This is a genomic window from Allosphingosinicella deserti (assembly GCF_003012735.1).
In the GTDB taxonomy this organism is placed as follows: Bacteria; Pseudomonadota; Alphaproteobacteria; order Sphingomonadales; family Sphingomonadaceae; genus Allosphingosinicella; species Allosphingosinicella deserti.
Genome location: NZ_PXYI01000008.1, coordinates 95,144 through 111,053, shown reverse-complemented (window position 1 = coordinate 111,053; position 15,910 = coordinate 95,144). Strand labels below are relative to the sequence as shown.

General features: G+C 68.6%; 15 protein-coding genes. 7 read left to right on the top strand and 8 right to left on the bottom strand.

All coding sequences use genetic code 11. The features are described 5' to 3' along the window. Window positions 1-61: 61 nt before the first annotated feature. Window positions 62-847, bottom strand: a complete 786-nt coding sequence (locus C7I55_RS21435) for a 3-hydroxybutyrate dehydrogenase (RefSeq protein WP_106515076.1) — start codon at window positions 845-847, stop codon at window positions 62-64. A gap of 156 nt (window positions 848-1,003) precedes the next feature. Between C7I55_RS21435 and ypfJ the strand changes: the two genes are divergently transcribed. Continuing rightward, complete coding sequence (ypfJ, locus tag C7I55_RS21430) at window positions 1,004-1,933, top strand: KPN_02809 family neutral zinc metallopeptidase (RefSeq protein ID WP_106515075.1); 930 nt, start codon at window positions 1,004-1,006, stop codon at window positions 1,931-1,933. A gap of 43 nt (window positions 1,934-1,976) precedes the next feature. Here the strand turns inward: ypfJ and C7I55_RS21425 are convergent, their stop codons facing one another. Together C7I55_RS21425 and C7I55_RS21420 are read right to left on the bottom strand one after the other, a co-directional pair. Next, the gene (locus C7I55_RS21425; protein ID WP_106515074.1) at window positions 1,977-2,504 is read right to left on the bottom strand and encodes an O-acetyl-ADP-ribose deacetylase; all 528 of its coding nucleotides are present in this window, start codon (window positions 2,502-2,504) and stop codon (window positions 1,977-1,979) included. Further along, window positions 2,501-3,193 carry a type 1 glutamine amidotransferase gene (locus tag C7I55_RS21420; protein WP_106515073.1) on the bottom strand — a complete coding sequence of 231 codons (693 nt, stop codon included), beginning with the start codon at window positions 3,191-3,193 and terminating at the stop codon, window positions 2,501-2,503. The genes C7I55_RS21425 and C7I55_RS21420 overlap by 4 nt, the downstream gene beginning before the upstream one ends. Before the next feature lie 167 nt (window positions 3,194-3,360). Here C7I55_RS21420 and wrbA point away from each other — a divergent pair, with 167 nt between their 5' ends. The 3 genes from wrbA (at window position 3,361) to C7I55_RS21405 (ending at window position 6,242) form a co-directional block, all read left to right on the top strand. Then, a complete protein-coding gene (wrbA, locus tag C7I55_RS21415) occupies window positions 3,361-3,960 on the top strand; it encodes an NAD(P)H:quinone oxidoreductase (RefSeq protein WP_106515072.1) in 600 nt (199 codons plus the stop codon). 124 nt (window positions 3,961-4,084) lie between these two features. Further along, a complete protein-coding gene (locus C7I55_RS21410; RefSeq protein ID WP_106515071.1) occupies window positions 4,085-4,831 on the top strand; it encodes a class I SAM-dependent methyltransferase in 747 nt (248 codons plus the stop codon). 109 nt (window positions 4,832-4,940) lie between these two features. Then, window positions 4,941-6,242: an MFS transporter gene (locus C7I55_RS21405; RefSeq protein ID WP_199192990.1), complete on the top strand. Its 1,302-nt coding sequence runs from the start codon at window positions 4,941-4,943 to the stop codon at window positions 6,240-6,242. On the opposite strand, the gene C7I55_RS21400 is transcribed toward C7I55_RS21405, so the two are convergent. Genes C7I55_RS21400 through C7I55_RS21380 form a run of 5 tightly spaced genes read right to left on the bottom strand, consistent with a single transcriptional unit; the run spans window position 6,217 to window position 13,171 of the window. Continuing rightward, entirely contained in the window at window positions 6,217-7,581 is a 1,365-nt protein-coding gene (locus C7I55_RS21400; protein ID WP_106515070.1) for a cytochrome P450, read from the bottom strand. The genes C7I55_RS21405 and C7I55_RS21400 overlap by 26 nt on opposite strands. Window positions 7,582-7,628: 47 nt before the next feature. Continuing rightward, a complete protein-coding gene (gene smc / locus C7I55_RS21395; protein ID WP_106515069.1) occupies window positions 7,629-11,066 on the bottom strand; it encodes a chromosome segregation protein SMC in 3,438 nt (1,145 codons plus the stop codon). Between the two features lie 31 nt (window positions 11,067-11,097). Further along, complete coding sequence (locus C7I55_RS21390) at window positions 11,098-11,817, bottom strand: thioredoxin domain-containing protein (protein ID WP_106515068.1); 720 nt, start codon at window positions 11,815-11,817, stop codon at window positions 11,098-11,100. Continuing rightward, window positions 11,814-12,557 carry a thioredoxin domain-containing protein gene (locus C7I55_RS21385; RefSeq protein ID WP_106515067.1) on the bottom strand — a complete coding sequence of 248 codons (744 nt, stop codon included), beginning with the start codon at window positions 12,555-12,557 and terminating at the stop codon, window positions 11,814-11,816. The genes C7I55_RS21390 and C7I55_RS21385 overlap by 4 nt, the downstream gene beginning before the upstream one ends. Further along, window positions 12,554-13,171 (bottom strand): DUF721 domain-containing protein, encoded by a 618-nt coding sequence (locus C7I55_RS21380; protein WP_408640622.1) that lies wholly within the window; start codon window positions 13,169-13,171, stop codon window positions 12,554-12,556. Before C7I55_RS21380 ends, C7I55_RS21385 begins: the two co-directional genes overlap by 4 nt. Between C7I55_RS21380 and mutY the strand changes: the two genes are divergently transcribed. The 3 genes from mutY to C7I55_RS21365 all read left to right on the top strand — a co-directional run bounded on the left by mutY (window position 13,156) and on the right by C7I55_RS21365 (window position 15,908). Beyond that, window positions 13,156-14,160 carry an A/G-specific adenine glycosylase gene (mutY, locus tag C7I55_RS21375; protein ID WP_106515066.1) on the top strand — a complete coding sequence of 335 codons (1,005 nt, stop codon included), beginning with the start codon at window positions 13,156-13,158 and terminating at the stop codon, window positions 14,158-14,160. The two genes, C7I55_RS21380 and mutY, sit on opposite strands and share 16 nt — an antisense overlap. Next, complete coding sequence (nudC, locus tag C7I55_RS21370) at window positions 14,157-15,092, top strand: NAD(+) diphosphatase (protein WP_106515065.1); 936 nt, start codon at window positions 14,157-14,159, stop codon at window positions 15,090-15,092. The genes mutY and nudC overlap by 4 nt, the downstream gene beginning before the upstream one ends. 93 nt (window positions 15,093-15,185) lie before the next feature. Continuing rightward, the gene (locus C7I55_RS21365; RefSeq protein WP_106515064.1) at window positions 15,186-15,908 is read left to right on the top strand and encodes a c-type cytochrome; all 723 of its coding nucleotides are present in this window, start codon (window positions 15,186-15,188) and stop codon (window positions 15,906-15,908) included. The last annotated feature ends 2 nt before the right edge of the window (window positions 15,909-15,910 follow it).

Sequence of the window (15,910 nt, the reverse complement as noted above, 5' to 3'; positions counted from 1 at the left end):
AAGGCGTGCTGCGAAGCGATCAACGCCGCAAAGCGAACAAGACCACCCTGCCCCTCGGCCGTCAGGCCGCAGTCCAGCCGCCGTCCATCGACAGGTTCGCACCGGTGATCGAGGCCGCTTCGTCGCGGCACAGGAACAGGGCCAAGGCCGCGACCTCATCCACGGTGACGAACTTCTTGGTCGGCTGCGCCGCGAGCAGGACGTCGTTCATCACCTGCTCGCGGGTGAGGCCTCTCGCCTTCATCGTGTCCGGGATTTGATTCTCGACCAGCGGCGTCCATACATAGCCGGGGCTGATGCAGTTCACCGTCACGCCCGACGTCGCCGTTTCCAGCGCCACCGCCTTGGTGAGGCCGGCGATGCCGTGCTTGGTCGCGACATAGGGCGCCTTGTTGGGGCTGGCGACGAGGCTGTGCGCGGAGGCGGTGTTGATGATCCTGCCCCAGCCCTTGGCCTTCATCGCCGGCAAGGCGAGCCGCGTGGTGTGGAAGACGGCGGAGAGATTGAGCGCGATGATCAGATCCCATTGATCGGGCGGGAATTGGTCGATCGGCGCAACATGCTGCATGCCGGCATTGTTGATCAGGATGTCGATCGCGCCGAACGCCTCGGCGGCCTGATCGATCATCCGTTCGATCGCGGCGGGGTCGGTGAGATCGGCATTGCTGTAGAGCGCCTGGCCGCCGCTCGCCTCCGCAAGGCCCGTGCGGATCTCCTCGATCGCGGCCTCGTCGCCGAAGCCGTTGACGACGACGTTCGCGCCCTCGGCGGCGAGCGCCTGGGCGCAGGCGAGGCCGATTCCCGACGTGGATCCGGTAACGAGAGCGGTCTTTCCGTTGAGGAGCATGCGCGGACATCCTTGGCTGAGGTCCGCCGCTCTTTCCCGCGTGCGGGCGCGATTTGCAACCGCACGCCCATCCTGCGCATTCTCCCGGTTCGTACCCAGGAAGTCCGCATTCCGGCCCGCGCCGGGAGTGGGTCTTCGCAACAGGAAGTGAGCCGGATGCGCCTCGATGATTATCGGACGAGCGACAATGTCAGCGATCAGCGCGGGCAGAGTTTCGGCGGTGGCGGCGGCTTCGGCGGCGGCGGCGGCCTGTTCGGGATGCTGTTCGGCCTGGTGCTGAGCCGCTTCGGGATCGGCGGCGTGCTGATCCTCCTGCTCGGTTATTGCGCGCTGACCACCCTTGGCGGTGGCGGCGGCGGAACGCGCGGCGTCGGCGGGACGCAGGTGGCGCAGACGGGAACACGCGGCGGCGCCAATGCGCAGGAATCCTGCGCGCTCGATGCGGCGAGCAAATTCTCCTGCCAGGTGCTCGCCAATACGGAGGACACCTGGACCCGCATCTTCCAGGCCCAGGGCCAGAAATATCAGCCGGCCGGTTTCGTCTTCTACGGCGGCACCGGCCGCTCCGGCTGCGGCGCCGCCCAGTCGGCGATGGGGCCGTTCTACTGCCCGACCGACAATCGCATCTATCTCGACACCAGCTTCTACGGCGAGCTCCAGAACCGGTTCGGCGCCGCCGGAGACTTCGCCCAGGCCTATGTCATCGCCCACGAAGTCGGCCATCACCTCCAGTTCCTGACCGGCACCCTGACCCGCGCCCACGAGCAGCAGCAGAGCGTTTCGAGCCGCGAGGGCAATGCCATCCAGGTGCGCGTGGAATTGCAGGCCGATTGCTATGCCGGAGTCTGGGCCGCCAATGCCAAGGATGCGCAGGGCCGCGCGGCGCTGGAGCCGGGCGACATCCAGGAGGGTCTTCGCGCCGCCCAGGCGATCGGCGACGATACGCTTCAGCGCCAGGCGCAGGGCCGCGTCGTCCCCGAAGCCTTCACCCACGGCAGCGCCGAGCAGCGTCAGCGCTGGCTGAAGCGCGGCCTCGAGAGCGGCGATCCGGCGAGCTGCGACACGTTCGGCGCAGCGACGGTTTAAGGCGCCCCCTCTCTCCTACCTCTCTCGCGCAACGGGCGAGAGGTTAAGGGTTGGCGCCTTGTTCTTCGTCCACGGACCTCTGGAAGATTTCGGTGGCAGCGGGGCTGAAGCAGACGAACAAGATTTCGTCGAAGGCGTCCGGTGTCGCGGCGATTTCCGCGGCGACGGTCTCGGCGGCCACCTTTGCGGCGGCTTCGACGGGATAGCCGTATATTCCAGTGGAGATTGCCGGGAAGGCGATGGTGCGCAGGCTGTGCCGCCGGGCGAGCGCGAGGCTGTTGCGGTAGCAGCGGGCGAGCGTCTCGGGCTCATTCTTGCCGCCGCCGTGCCAGACCGGACCGACGGTGTGGATGACGTGCGCGGCCGGTAGTCGGTAGCCCCTCGTGATCTTCGCCTCGCCGGCCGGGCATCCGCCAAGCGTGCGGCACTCGGCGAGAAGATCGGGCCCGGCGGCGCGGTGGATCGCGCCGTCGACGCCGCCGCCGCCGAGCAGGCTCGAATTGGCGGCGTTGACGATCGCATCCAAGGCGAGCCTGGTGATGTCCGCCTCGATCGCCCGCCACTCGGTCATGCCGGCTCTTCCTTCAGAAAGCTGCGGATCCAGCCGCCGACGCAGGCGCTGTCGTTCGGGCGATCGAGCGAGGCGATCGCTGCGTCCGGATCGGGCAGGCGCGCACGCCGGCTCTCGACGAGAGCCTTGGCGAAGGCCGGATCGAATTCCGGGTGGAATTGCATCGAGAGCGCCGGCTGATCGGTGTAGGCGAGCATTCCGAACGGGCTGAAATCGTTGCCGGCGAGCACCTCGGCATGCGGCGGCGGCACCACGATCTGATCCTGGTGCGAGGCCGGCACCGACACGGCGGCTTCGCCGTTCATGAACGGGCGGCGCGCCTGGACGTCAAGCGTTTGCAGGCCGACGCCCCAGCCCCGTTCGGACTTCTCGACCTTGCCGCCGAACGCCTCGGCCATGATCTGGTGGCCGAAGCAGATGCCGACGATCCTGGCCTTTCCCTTGGCGGCGCGCAGGAACGCCTTGAGCGGATCGATCCAGGGATGATCCTCATACACACCCGCCGGCGAGCCGGTGACCAGATAGGCTGGGTAATCCTCGGGTCGCGCGGGCAACTCGCCGGCGGCGACGTCGTATGTCACCGTTTCGAAGCCGGGGCCGAGCAGATCGGCGAACATCTCGGGATAGGTGCCGAAGCGGCCGGCAAGGTCGGCGGGCGGCTTGCCGGTTTCGAGGATGGCGATGCGCATTGCTGCTATCTAGGAGCAGGCACGGGTTGAAGCCAGCTCCGCCTATGACTCAGCTCTTCCAGAATTTCGAACAGATCCTTCGAACTTATTCGGCTTTCTCGTCGCGGACAATGAGCCGATGGAGGACGTGCCGGCGGGTCCGCCGCGCACGCTTCGAGGAGGGTCACATGGCCAAGGTGCTGGTTCTGTATTATTCGTCTTACGGTCATATCGAGAAGATGGCGGAAGCGGTGGCGGAAGGCGCACGCCGCGGCGGCGCCGAAGTCGACATCAAGCGCGTGCCGGAGACCGTTCCCGAAGAGATTGCGCGCAACGCCCATTTCAAGCTCGATCAGGCGGCACCGATCGCGACGGTCGCCGACCTCGAACATTATGATGCGATCGTCGTCGGCACCGGCACCCGCTTCGGCCGGATGTCGTCGCAGATGGCGGCCTTCCTCGATCAGGCCGGCGGCCTGTGGGCGCGCGGCGCGCTCAACGGCAAGGTCGGCGGCGCCTTCACCTCGACCGCCAGCCAGCATGGCGGCCAGGAGACGACCCTGTTCTCGATCATCACCAACCTCCTCCACTTCGGAATGACGATCGTCGGTCTGCCCTACAGCCATGCCGGCCAGATGAGCGTCGACGAGATCGTCGGCGGCGCGCCTTATGGCGCGACCACCGTCGCCGCCGGTGACGGATCGCGCCAGCCGACCGAAATCGATCTCAACGGTGCGATGCACCAGGGCGAACTGATCGCGATCACCGCCGGCAAATTGTTCGGCTGATCGCGCGCGCGGCTTCGGTGCCCCTCCCGCCGAAGTCGCGCCTCTCCGCCGCGACGAAGGTCGACCGCGGCTTTGAACCGTCGCCGGAATGGTTCATGATGCAGCGAAACAGGAGAGAGTCGCGATGAGGCTGGTATCGATATCCGCAGGACTGCTGATGGCGCTCGCTGCGCCCGCCGCGGCCCAGACCGTTCCTTCCTCGATCAAGGCCGCGCTTGCCGACAGCAAGCGGCCCGAAGCGGATCGGGCGCGCGACTCGGTCCGAAAGCCCGGCGAGCTGCTCGCCTTTGCGGAGATCGCCCCGGGCGACAAGGTGGCCGACTTCATCATGGGCGGCGGCTATTTCACCCGGATCCTCGCCGCCGCGGTCGGGCCCAAGGGCCATGTCTACGCCTATCAGCCGGCCGAATTCATCCAGTACAAGGCATCGTACGGAACCGATCAGGATACAGCCGTCGCCGGCTACACGAACGTCACGCCTTCGCGCGTGTCGCTCGCCGCAGTCGCCTTTCCCGAACCGCTCGATGCGATCGTGACGGTGCAGAATTATCACGATCTGCACCTCAAGATGTCGCCTCCGGGCTTTGCCCTGAGCGTCGCCAAGACGCTCCACAACTCGCTGAAGCCGGGTGGCGTGCTGCTGGTCGTCGACCATGTCGCCAATGCCGATCCGGAGTTCAAGGCGCCCGACAGCCTCCACCGCATCGATCCCGCCGCAGCCCGCGCGGAGATCGAAAGCGCGGGGTTCACCTACGAAGGCGCGCTGCCGATCCTCGCCAATCCGGCCGACCCGCACACGACAAACGTCTTCGATCCGTCGATCCGCGGCAAGACCGACCAGTTCGTCTTCAAGTTCCGCAGAGCTGAATAGGCCGGACCAGGAGGACGGGCGCCGAAAAATAACCGCCACCAGCGGAGCAACGGTGGACTTCCGCGCCGTCTCGCGGCCTTATGCGGCAGGTTCGCGTGCGGGAGGCCTGGTGACTTCAGTTTCGGACAATGTGGACGGCCCGCCGGACCTCACCCATCGGCAGTGGCGGATGGTCGTGCTCGCGGCGCTGGGCGGCGGCCTCGAATATTATGACTTCATCGTATACGGGATCTTCGCGCAGGCGATCGCCGCCGCCTTCTTCCCGGCTGGCGCGCCCGCCGCGGCGCTCACCCTTTCGCTTGCGGTGTTCGCCGTCGGCTATCTCGCCCGTCCGCTCGGCGGAATGGTCTCCAGCCATTTCGGCGACCGCTATGGGCGCAAAACGGTGTTCGTGGTCACCGTCTTCACCATGTCGCTGTGCACGCTGGCGATCGGCCTGATCCCGACCTATGCCCAATGGGGCCTTGCCGCGACCTTGCTGCTGGTGTTGCTGCGCTTCGTTCAGGGGCTCTGCATCGGTGGAGAACTGCCGGGTGCGATCACCTTCGTGGTCGAGACCGCGCAGCGGCGTCCCGGCTTCGCCTGCGGCATCGTCTTTGCTCTCGTCAACGCCGGTGTGCTGCTCGCCGCTTTCGTCAATCTCGCGCTCGGCGCCTGGCTGCCGCCGGAGGCGATGCTGGACTATGGGTGGCGGATCGCATTCCTGTTCGGCGGCGTGCTCGGGCTGGTGAGCTTCTGGCTCCGCCGCAATCTGGAGGAGACTCCCGAATTCCTGCGCATCCGGCACGACGCCGCGCAGCAGCCGGTCCGCGAAGTGGTGCGCGATCATCGCGGCGCGATCCTGCTCGGCTGCTGCGTAGTGGCGCTGACCGCGGGCTTCAACGGGCTGCTGTTCGCGCACATGCCGGCCTATCTCGGCCAGGTGCTCGCCTATCCGAGGCAGGAGGTGGCGATCGCGATGAACGTCGCTTTGCTGGCGATGTCGCTGTCGCTGCTCGCCGCCTCGTGGCTGGCGGACCGGATGCCGCCGCAGCGGCTGCTGCGGGCATCGTCCCTGCTGCTGATCGTCGGCGGACCGATGGGCTATGCCCTGCTCGCGCGCGGGGATGCCGATCTGCTGCTGGTGCTGCCGCTGCTCGCGATAGCGGTCGCCGGCGCCAATGGCAGTTTCGCCTATCTGCTCGCGCGGCTGTTTCCGGCACGCGTGCGCTTCAGCGGAGTCGCCTTGTCGCTCAACATCAGCTTCACCTTACTAAGCGGATTGGGGCCGCTTGCCGCCAATGCGCTGATCGACGCCACCGGCTGGCGCGCCGCACCGGGACTGATCGTCGGCGCCGTCGCGCTGATCGGCCTGGCGGCGAGCTTCGCGTCGCGCGGGGCCGGAGTCAGCCGGAGCGACGCGAGAGGATGAGCGGCAGGCCGCCCGCAGGCCGCAAGGTGACCATTCCTGAGGGGCGGACATCGCGCCCGGGCAGCGGCGCGAAGCGCCACCCGGCGAGCCAGTAAGCCAGCACGCTCAGCATTTCCGCCGTCGCGAAGCGCAGCCCGACGCAGACCCGCGGACCGCCGCCGAACGGGATATATTGGAAGCGGTGACGGGTCGCTCTGGCATCCTCACGCCAGCGATCGGGAATGAACGCGTCCGGATCTTCCCAGAGCGACCGGTGGCGATGGATGATCCACGGCCAGATCGACACGAAATCGCCGGCCCGGATCGGATGGTCGCCGATGCGATCGTCGGCCACCGCCTGGCGATCGAAGCGTGGCACCGGCGGATAGAGCCGCATCGATTCCTCGAGCACCCGGCGGAGCAAGGGCAACCGCTCGGCGAGGCTCGAGTCCGCGGGCGCGGCGGCGAGCGCCTCCCGTGCCTCGGCGCTCACTTGCTCCTGCAGAGCCGCCTGTTCTGAAAGCAGGAACAGCGTCCAGGTCATCGCATTGGCGGTGGTCTCGTGCCCCGCGACGTAGAAGGTCGCGGCATTGTCGACCGCCAGCGCCTGCGCGTCCTCCGCCGGGAAGCGCGCGTCGAGCGCCGATATCATGTGGCTGAGGAAGTCGTCGCCAGGCCGCTGCCGGCGATCGTTGACCACCGCGCTCAACGTCTCGCGCAGATAGAGCTGGCCGCGCCGCCCGCGCCGGCCCTTGGCGGTGAGCGGTATCAGCGGCAGGCCGAGCAGGACCTGCAGCCGCGCGCCGCCCACCCCTTCGAGCGCGGCGGCGATGTGACCCATCGCCTCCGCGCCGGTGAGCCTAGGATCGCCGCCGAACAGGGCATCGGAGATCACCCGCATCGTCGTCGCCGTCGAAACTTCGGCCATGTCGATCGTGCAGCCGCTGCCCCAGCCGGCCATCGCCTGTTCGGCGGCCCGCGCGAAGGACGGGAACAGCGCGTCGACGGCGGCGGGCGCGAAACTGGCGGCGACGATCCGCCGCTGATCGCGCCACAAATTTCCGTCCGAGCTCAGCAGGCCGCGGCCGATGCTCGGCATCAGCAGCTTCTTGACCAGATCCGGCTTCTGATAATTGGCGGCATTGTCCAGCATGACATGCTGGACGAGCGCGGGATCGAGCGGGATGTGGACTCGGTGGCCGAGCACGGTGCGCTCGAAATGCGGGATCTCGAACGCGCGCTTCGACCAGCCGAACACGGCATTGCGCGCCCGCTCGCCGACGAATCCGCGCCAGACCGGGACCGGACCGTCGGGACGGGGCGGATGCGGCGGGACGTAGCGGAACATGGGTGCGGTCATGAGGTCCGTTCTTGCTGTTTGGCCCGTCGCCTTGCTGAGGGGCGATTTCACTCCGCGGCAAGCAGGCGTTCGGCGCTGCCGAGATCGACGCTGACCAGGCGGCTGACGCCCTTTTCGATCATGGTCACGCCGAAGAGACGGTGCATGCGGCTCATCGTCACCGCATTGTGGGTGACGATCAGATAGCGGGTCTCGGTCTCGCCGGTCATGCGATCGAGCAGATCGCAGAAGCGCTCGATATTGGCGTCGTCGAGCGGCGCGTCGACTTCGTCGAGGACGCAGATTGGCGCGGGATTGGTCAGGAACAAGGCGAAGATCAGCGCCACCGCAGTCAGCGCCTGCTCGCCGCCGGAGAGCAGGGTGAGCGTCGACAGGCGCTTGCCCGGCGGCTGGGCGAGAATCTCGAGGCCCGCTTCCAGCGGATCCTCGGACTCGACGAGTTCGAGATGGGCCTGGCCGCCTTCGAACAAGGTCGTGAACAGGCTGCGGAAATGCCGGTCCACGGCTTCGAAGGCAGCGAGCAGGCGCAGCCGGCCCTCGCGGTTGAGGCTGCCGATCGAGCCGCGCAGGCGGTTGATGGCGAGCCCGAGTTCCTCGCGCTCGGCGAGGCTGGCGCTGCGCGTCTCCTCCAGTTCGGCAAGCTCCCGCTCCGCGACGAGATTGACCGGGCCGATGCGCTCGCGCTCGGTGCTGAGGCGCTCGTGGCGGGTCGCTTCCTCGGCCGACGGCTCGATCGTCGCATCGTCGAAGCCGACCTTGTCCGGCAGCAGCGGTGGCGGACATTCGAAGCGCTCGCCGGAAATGCGGCCCATCTCCATGCGGCGCAATTCCTGGTTCTCGTGGCGGGCGACGGCGCCGGCGCGGCCTTCGCGCGCCGTGGCCAGGAGTTCTCCAACTTCGGCGAGCAGCGCGTCGGCCTTCCGCAGAGCCGCCTCCGCTTCGCGCTCGGCGACGGCCGCGGCTTCGGCCGTGCGGGTCGCCTCCAGATAGTCTGCTTCCATCGCTTCGAGCCGACGCGCCAGCGCCTCGGGCGCGCCGGCGAGGCTCTCCGCCTCCTCCTCCGCCTCGGCGATCCGCTTGGCCATGTCTGCCTGGCGCTTGCCTGCTTCGGAGGCGCGGACAGTCCAGTCGGCGGCTTCCTTGCGGGCCGCGTCGGCGCGCTGGCGATCGGCGCTGATCGCCCGCGCTTGGGTTGCCGCCTCGGCGCGCACGTCGGCGAGCCCGCGCTGCGCGGTTTCCGCGCTGGTGCGAAGTGCTGCGACCTGCGCCTCGGTCGCGCGCGCGTCCGGCAGCGCTTCGACGACCTTTCCGGCATCGGCAAAAGCGGTACGCGCGTCGGCAAGGTCGGCGGCGGCCTGCTCGATCCGCTCGGCGAGCCCGGTGCGGCGCATCTCCAGCCGCTCGATCTCGACTCGGGCGCTGTCCTCGGCGCGCGTCGCGTCGCGGATCGCGCTCGTCGCTTCGGCCTCGCTGCGGCGAGCGGCGTCGGCGGCGTCCCGCGCCTTCTGCATCTCCGCAAGCGCAGCGGCGATGCGCCCCTTCGCCTCCTCGACGGCCGCAAAGGCCGTGGGCAAAGCTGCCTGCAATTCGGCGAGGCGATTGACCCGGATCAGCCGCTCCGCCGCTGCCGCGCCGACGCCGGTCGCGACATAGCCGTCCCAACGCCGCAGCCGCCCGTCGCGTGTGACGAGCCGCTGGCCGACGGCGAGCGGGCGACCATCATCCTCGTCGACGACGCCGATCTGCGCGAGGCGGCGATGCAGGACTGCCGGCGCCTCGACATGGTCGAGCAGCCGCTCGCAGCCCGGCGGAAGCGGGGGATCGCTTTCCTCGATATCGGCGCCAGTCCAGCGCCGGGCGGCATCGCCCCGGACGACTGCGTCGAGATCGTCGCCGAGCGCCGCGGCGAGGGCGCGCTCGAATCCGGGCGCCGCCTTCAAATGGTGGATGGCGCGGTCACCGGTCGCGCCTTCGACCGCCTTGGCGAGCGCCCGCGCTTCCGATTCGAGCGCCGCATGGGCGGCCCGCGCCGCAGCGCCTTCGCTCTCGGCCGCGTCGCGCGCCGCCGCCGCCTGCTGGCGCGCCGTCTCGGCCGCGGCGATCGCTCCGGCCGCTTCCGCCTGCTTCTTCTCGGCCTGCTCGCGCTTGCCGCGCGCTGCCTGCAGGGTCTCGACCAGAGGTATCTCGTCGCCGAGCGCCTGCAGTTGCTGGGCGAGCCGCTGTGCCTCGATCTCGGCGCGGGCGAGCTTGCCTCGTGCCGCCTCCAGCGCCGCCAGGGCGACGCGGGCCTCGGCCTGCTCGGCCGCCTGGACGGTGCGCGCCTTGCCGAGTTCCGCCTCCGCGGCGCGGGCGGCATCCTCGGCCTCGACGGTGCGGATATCGATCGTGCCGCGTGCCGCCTCGGCGGCGGCGAGTCGGATTTCGATCTCCTCGCTTTCCCGCGCGAGTCGTTCGAGGGCCGCCTTGGCATCCTCGGCGAGCGCGGCCTCGCGGACCCGGTCGGCGGCGAGCGTCGCCTGGCGCGCGGTCAGGTCCTTGATCCGGCGCGCGACCATGTCGCGTTCGGCGCGCACGCTGGCGAGGCTGTGTCCGAGGGCGGTTGCGGCGTCGCGCGCACCCTGGGCGGCCTTGCGCCTGTCGGCGACCGCTTCGGCGGCCCCGGTCTGTCGTGCGGCGGCGACCCTCTGCGCATCGGCAGCGCGATCGACCGCGGCGACGGCGGCCTCGGCTTCCTTCTTCGCCGCATCCGCTGCATTCGCCGCTTCGCGCCAGCGGGCGAAGATCATCCGTGCCTCGGCGATGCGGATCTGATCGGAGAGCTTGCGGTAACGCTCGGCAGCCTTGGCCTGGCGGCGCAGCGCGGCCGCACGATTCTCCATGTCGCCCATCAGCTCGTCGAGCCGGGTGAGATTGGCCTCCGCCGCGCGCAATTTCTGCTCGGCATCCTTGCGGCGCACGTGGAGCCCGGAGATGCCGGCTGCTTCCTCAAGCATCGCGCGGCGCTCGGTCGGCTTGGCCGCGATGATCGCACTGATCTTGCCCTGGCTGACCAAGGCCGGCGAGTGGGCGCCGGTTGCGGCGTCGGCGAACAGCAAGGCCACGTCCTTGGCGCGGACATCACGGCCGTTGACCCGGTAGGCAGAGCCGGCGCCGCGCTCGATCCGCCGGGTGATCTCGACATCGCCGGGCGGAGCGAGCGCGACGTCGCCCGACACCTCCTCGGTCGGGCGCTCGACGAGCATGCTCACTTCGGCGAAATCGCGTGCCGGGCGCTGGGCGGTGCCGGCGAAGATGACATCGTCCATGCCGGCGCCGCGCATCGACTTGGGCGAGCTTTCGCCCATCACCCAGCGGATTGCCTCCAGCACGTTCGATTTGCCGCAGCCATTCGGGCCCACGACGCCGGTCAGGCCCGGCTCGATGCGCAGTTCGGCGGGCTCGACGAAGCTCTTGAAGCCGGAAAGCTTCAGCCGCTTTATCTGCATCCCCGCCCCCCCAGGCGCATGGTCCTGCTCCTTATCCGCCGGCCTGTCGGATTTCGGGTTCGATGGCGGACCAATCGTCGGCGCGCACCATCTTGCCGTTGACGAAGAAAGTCGGCGTGCCCTGAACTCCCTGTGCCGCAGCGGCTTCCGCCATCTTTTCGAGGCGGGCGAGCGCTGCCGGGTCGGCGAGGCAGGCCTTGCCCTTTTGCGGCGTGACGCCGGCGGCGGCCGCAATCTGGGTGAGCCCGCCGATGTCGGCGATGCGTGCCAGCCGCTCGGCCTCCGGCAAGGTCTTCAACTTGTCCTTCTCGGCTTGCGGAAGGCCGCTGATCCTGCCGATCCATTGCGGCTGCGCCGCGTAGAGGCTCTCGGTCAGACGAAAGTAGTTGGCCGGCGCCGCGCAGCGCGAGAGCAGAGTGGCGGTGACGTCGATGCCGTTCAGCACGAAGTTGCGGAATTCGAAGCTGACCTTTCCGGTGCGCACCCTGGCTTCCAGTGCTGCCTTCGCACTGGCGTTGAAATGGGCGCAATGCGGGCAGGTGAGCGAGCCATATTCGACGAGCTTCACCGGCGCCGCCGGATTGCCCATGCGGTAGCCGCCCTCGGCCGTCGTCACGATTGTCTTGGTCCAATCGCGGGCGGGCGCAGCCGCCTTGCGGGCCGGCGCGGCGCCGGCGGGTACGAGCGCGGCCGAAAGCCCGCCGGCCAGGGCGACTGCGCCGAGCGCCAGGATCAGACCGCGCCGAATCACTTGATCGCAGCCTGGATGAGCGGCTCGAGCGTCGGCCAGGCGCCTGCCTCGACGCGCTCGTTATTGATCACGAAGCTCGGCGTGCCCTGAATGTCATATTGCTTCGCATCCGCCTCGTTCTGCTGGACGAACCGCTGGATCTGCGCCTGATCGGTGAGGCATGCCTGGGCCTTCGATGCGGGAACGCCGCGCACCTTGGCGAACTGATCGAGCCCCGCCGCCTTTGCGAAGCCGAGCGCCGGAGTGGGTGACGCGCCGATCTGCTGCTGCTGCTCCGGCGTCAGAGCGGCGGCCTTGCCGAACCATTCCTCCTGCGACGCGAAGAACTGGTCGCTTAGCGGGAAGAAGGCGGCGGCGCCGTTGCAGCGCGCCAGCAGGGCAGCGGCAAGATCGACCGGATCGCGCACGACGTTGCGGAACTCGAAGCTCACCTGACCCGACTTCACATATTTGCTGACGATCACCGGCGCGCCTTGCTCGGAGAATTCGGCACAATGCGGACAGGTCAGCGATCCGAACTCGATCAGCTTCACCGGCGCATTGGGATTGCCCATGACGAACCCGCCCTGCGGCGTTTCGCTGACCACCTGCGTCCAGTCGCCGCCGTTCGGCGCCGGGATCTGCTTGAGAGGCACGTTCTGGGCGACCGCGCCCTGATTGTTGGAGGCGGCGTCGTCGCTGCCGCAGCCCGCAAGCAGGAGTGCGAGTGCCGCGAGCGCGGTGCCGGTCAAAGCCTTCATTTCTTCTTCTCTCCAATTCTTCCCACGATCGGAAGGGCAACGGTGACCCCGAGGCCCTGCCCTTCGCCTGCCGCAACGCCACGCGCAAGCGCCTCCATCACGGTGCGAAGCTCCGGATCGGCGATCTCTCGCAGCGAGTCGCTCATTTCCTGAGGGATCGGCCGCAGCGAAGGCGGAGCAACTCTCGACTTGGAGCGCTGCACCTGAACGATGCCTTGCCGGAACTGCACCCGGGTCACCGCCTCGTAGCCGAAGAAACGGTTCACCCGTTCGATGATCACAGGAACCACATGCTGCATGACCGGTGCATGCGCGCCTTCGACGACCAGGGTGAGCACACCGTTCGAGCGGCGTCCCGGCGGAAAGCGAATCGATTCGGGCGAGGAAACGCCGGCATAGCGATCACCGACGATCTCCTTCCAGCGGCTGACGATCGAGGATTGGACGAAACCGAAGCGCCGGAAAGCGGCACCGCCGATTTCCGGCAGCATGTCGGAGACGCTGCGTGCACGGCCTGCGCGCGGCGCCGCCTGCTGCTCCTTCTTCTTCGTCGTCCCGCCCGATTTGCCCATGCGGCCAAGCATGGCATAGGCGGCCCATGTCCGTCGATGCATCAATTGCGCTGCTCAGCTGGTATGCTGTGGATAAGAGGCAACTTCCGTGGCGCGCCGAGCCCGGCGAGACTCCGGATCCGTACCGGATCTGGCTGTCCGAAATCATGCTCCAGCAGACCACCGTCGCGGCGGTGCGCCCCTATTTCGACAAGTTCACGTCGCGCTGGCCCAGTGTCGAAGCGCTCGCCGCAGCCGAGGATTCGGAGATCATGGCAGCGTGGGCCGGCCTTGGTTATTATGCCCGGGCGCGCAACCTCGTCGCTTGCGCTCGCAGGGTCGCCGGAGAGCATGGCGGGCGCTTTCCTGATAACGAAGCCGAGCTCCGGAAGCTGCCCGGGATCGGCCGCTACACTGCCGCCGCGATCGCAGCCATCGCCTTCGGACGGCGAGCCGTGGTGGTCGACGCCAATGTCGAGCGGGTCGTCTCACGCCTGTTCGCGGTCGACGCGCCACTGCCCGGCGCCCGCGAGCGGCTCTATGCGCTCACCGAGACGATCACGCCCGAGACGCAATCCGGCGATTTCGCCCAGGCGATGATGGATCTCGGCTCGGCGATCTGCACGCCCCGCGCGCCGGATTGCGGCCGCTGCCCGCTCGCCCCGCTGTGCGCCGCGCGCGCCGCCGGAACCCAGGCGATTTATCCGGTCAAGGCCGCCAAGGCGCCGAAGCCGCGCCGCGACGGCGTTGCCTATTGGCTGGAGCATGACGGCCATGTCCGGCTGGTGCGGCGCCCGGCCAAGGGCCTGCTCGGCGGGATGCTCGCCCTTCCCACCGACGACGCTCCAGCGGAAGCGGCGTGGCGGGAGGCCGGCAGCGTCGATCACGTCTTCACCCATTTCGCGCTGACCATGCGCCTGCTCTGCGCCGAATCGGACCGGCGCGATCCCGACGGCATCTGGTGGCCCATCGCCCGGATCGGCGAAGCAGGTCTGCCCACCCTTTTCGCGCGGCTTGCCGCCCGCGGCAGCGAATGGAGGAATGCGGCATGACCCGCACTGGATTTACCGGCGCGTCGATCGACCGGGCCGACAATCTCAGACTGGACGAGGGGCGCGTGGCCGAGCTCGCCGCGCATGAGGGTGCGTTGCTGATGCAGCTCGAAGGGCTCGATCCGGTGCTCGACGCCGAGGGACGGCTGACCTGGTCGCCGCTGAACGGCGCGGCCGAGCGAATCTTCCTCGGGCTGCAGGGCGAAGTGCCCTTGTTCGCGCCCTTGATCCGGACCGAGCCCGGGCAGCGCGCCTGGAGCGTCTTCGGCCTGCTCGCGCGCATGGCGGCCGAGGATGCGGCCTTGTGGGGCGGCGCCAAGAGCCTGATCGAGTGGCATAACCGCCATCTTTTCTGCGGCGTCTGCGGCACTGCGACCGCGGTGTACCGCGCCGGCTGGGGCCGCCGCTGCGGAAACTGCGGTGCCGATCACTTCCCGCGGGTCGACCCGGTGGTGATCATGCTCGCCGAATATGACGGCAAGGTGCTGCTGGCCCGGCAGCCGCAATATCCGCCGCGTCGTTATTCGGCGCTCGCCGGCTTCATCGAGCCGGGCGAATCAGTCGAGGAAGCGGTCGCACGCGAGATCATGGAGGAGGCCGGAATCGGCGTCCGCAACGTCCGCTACGTCGCAAGCCAGCCCTGGCCCTTCCCCGGCCAGCTGATGATGGCCTGCGTTGCGGAAGCGCTCAGCGACGCGATCGTCCTCGACACGACCGAACTCGAGCACGGCTTCTGGGCGTCGCGCGACGAGGTCCGCGCGGCATTGGCCGGCGAACGCGACGCGCCTTTCCTGGCGCCGCCGCCCTTCGCCATTGCGTACACCTTGCTCCGCTGGTGGGTGGACGAAGGCCGCGCCGGGGCAGCGCATGCATCCTCGAAGGGCATGCGGTTCAGCAGCGATCAAGGTTCATCGGAACCGGATGCGCTTTGAGCCGCTTGCCCGTTGGCGCAGCCCCTTCTAAAGGGGCTGCCGAATTCCCATCCGCGCGCATTCCTTGCGCGCCCCTGGAGGTCTGAACACGGCATGGACAATCGCAACAATACGATTGCGGGCTGGGTGCTCGGCGCGGGCATCGTCGCGCTCGGCGCCTCGATCGTTACCGCGGAGATGTTCAAGGCGGAACGACCTGAAAAGATGGGCTATCCGATCGAGGGTGTAACCGGCGCCGAGGGTGCCGAAGGCGGTGCCGAGGCCGAGCAGCCGATCGCCAATCTGATGGCGTCCGCCGACATCGCCAAGGGAGAAGCGGTGTTCAAGAAGTGCACGGCCTGCCACACCGCGAACCAGGGCGGCGCCAATGGCACCGGCCCCAATCTGTTCGGCGTGATGGGCAAGCCGATCGGCAAGCATGCGGCCGGGTTCGCTTACTCGCCGGCCCTGTCCGGCCATGGCGGCACCTGGGGCTTCGAGGAAATGAGCCAGTGGCTGAAGTCGCCGCGCGACTTCGCCCCCGGCACCAAGATGACCTTCGCCGGCCTCGGCAAGCCCGAGGACCGCGCCAATCTGATCGCCTGGCTGAACGCGCAGGGCAGCAACCTGCCGCTTCCCGCCCCCGTCGCCGCTGCGGGCAACCCCGCCCAGGCCGCGGCCGAAGCCGCCGACCAGCCGGCGGCGGGCGACAAGGGTGAGGACGAGCCGGTGCTCAACGAGGCGACGGCCGCCGGCGCCAAGGGCGGCGCCAGCAACATCCACGGCGACGGCGCACCGACGGTGGACGGCCGCGCCGGCCAGCAGAAGACGCAATGACG

Coding starts and splice junctions, on each gene's coding strand:
- C7I55_RS21435 (WP_106515076.1), bottom strand. CDS start 847: ATGCTCCTCAACGGAAAGACCGCTCTCGTTACCGGATCCACGTCGGGA.
- ypfJ (WP_106515075.1), top strand. CDS start 1,004: ATGCGCCTCGATGATTATCGGACGAGCGACAATGTCAGCGATCAGCGC.
- C7I55_RS21425 (WP_106515074.1), bottom strand. CDS start 2,504: ATGACCGAGTGGCGGGCGATCGAGGCGGACATCACCAGGCTCGCCTTG.
- C7I55_RS21420 (WP_106515073.1), bottom strand. CDS start 3,193: ATGCGCATCGCCATCCTCGAAACCGGCAAGCCGCCCGCCGACCTTGCC.
- wrbA (WP_106515072.1), top strand. CDS start 3,361: ATGGCCAAGGTGCTGGTTCTGTATTATTCGTCTTACGGTCATATCGAG.
- C7I55_RS21410 (WP_106515071.1), top strand. CDS start 4,085: ATGAGGCTGGTATCGATATCCGCAGGACTGCTGATGGCGCTCGCTGCG.
- C7I55_RS21400 (WP_106515070.1), bottom strand. CDS start 7,581: ATGACCGCACCCATGTTCCGCTACGTCCCGCCGCATCCGCCCCGTCCC.
- smc (WP_106515069.1), bottom strand. CDS start 11,066: ATGCAGATAAAGCGGCTGAAGCTTTCCGGCTTCAAGAGCTTCGTCGAG.
- C7I55_RS21385 (WP_106515067.1), bottom strand. CDS start 12,557: ATGAAGGCTTTGACCGGCACCGCGCTCGCGGCACTCGCACTCCTGCTT.
- mutY (WP_106515066.1), top strand. CDS start 13,156: ATGTCCGTCGATGCATCAATTGCGCTGCTCAGCTGGTATGCTGTGGAT.
- C7I55_RS21380 (WP_408640622.1), bottom strand. CDS start 13,171: ATGCATCGACGGACATGGGCCGCCTATGCCATGCTTGGCCGCATGGGC.
- nudC (WP_106515065.1), top strand. CDS start 14,157: ATGACCCGCACTGGATTTACCGGCGCGTCGATCGACCGGGCCGACAAT.
- C7I55_RS21365 (WP_106515064.1), top strand. CDS start 15,186: ATGGACAATCGCAACAATACGATTGCGGGCTGGGTGCTCGGCGCGGGC.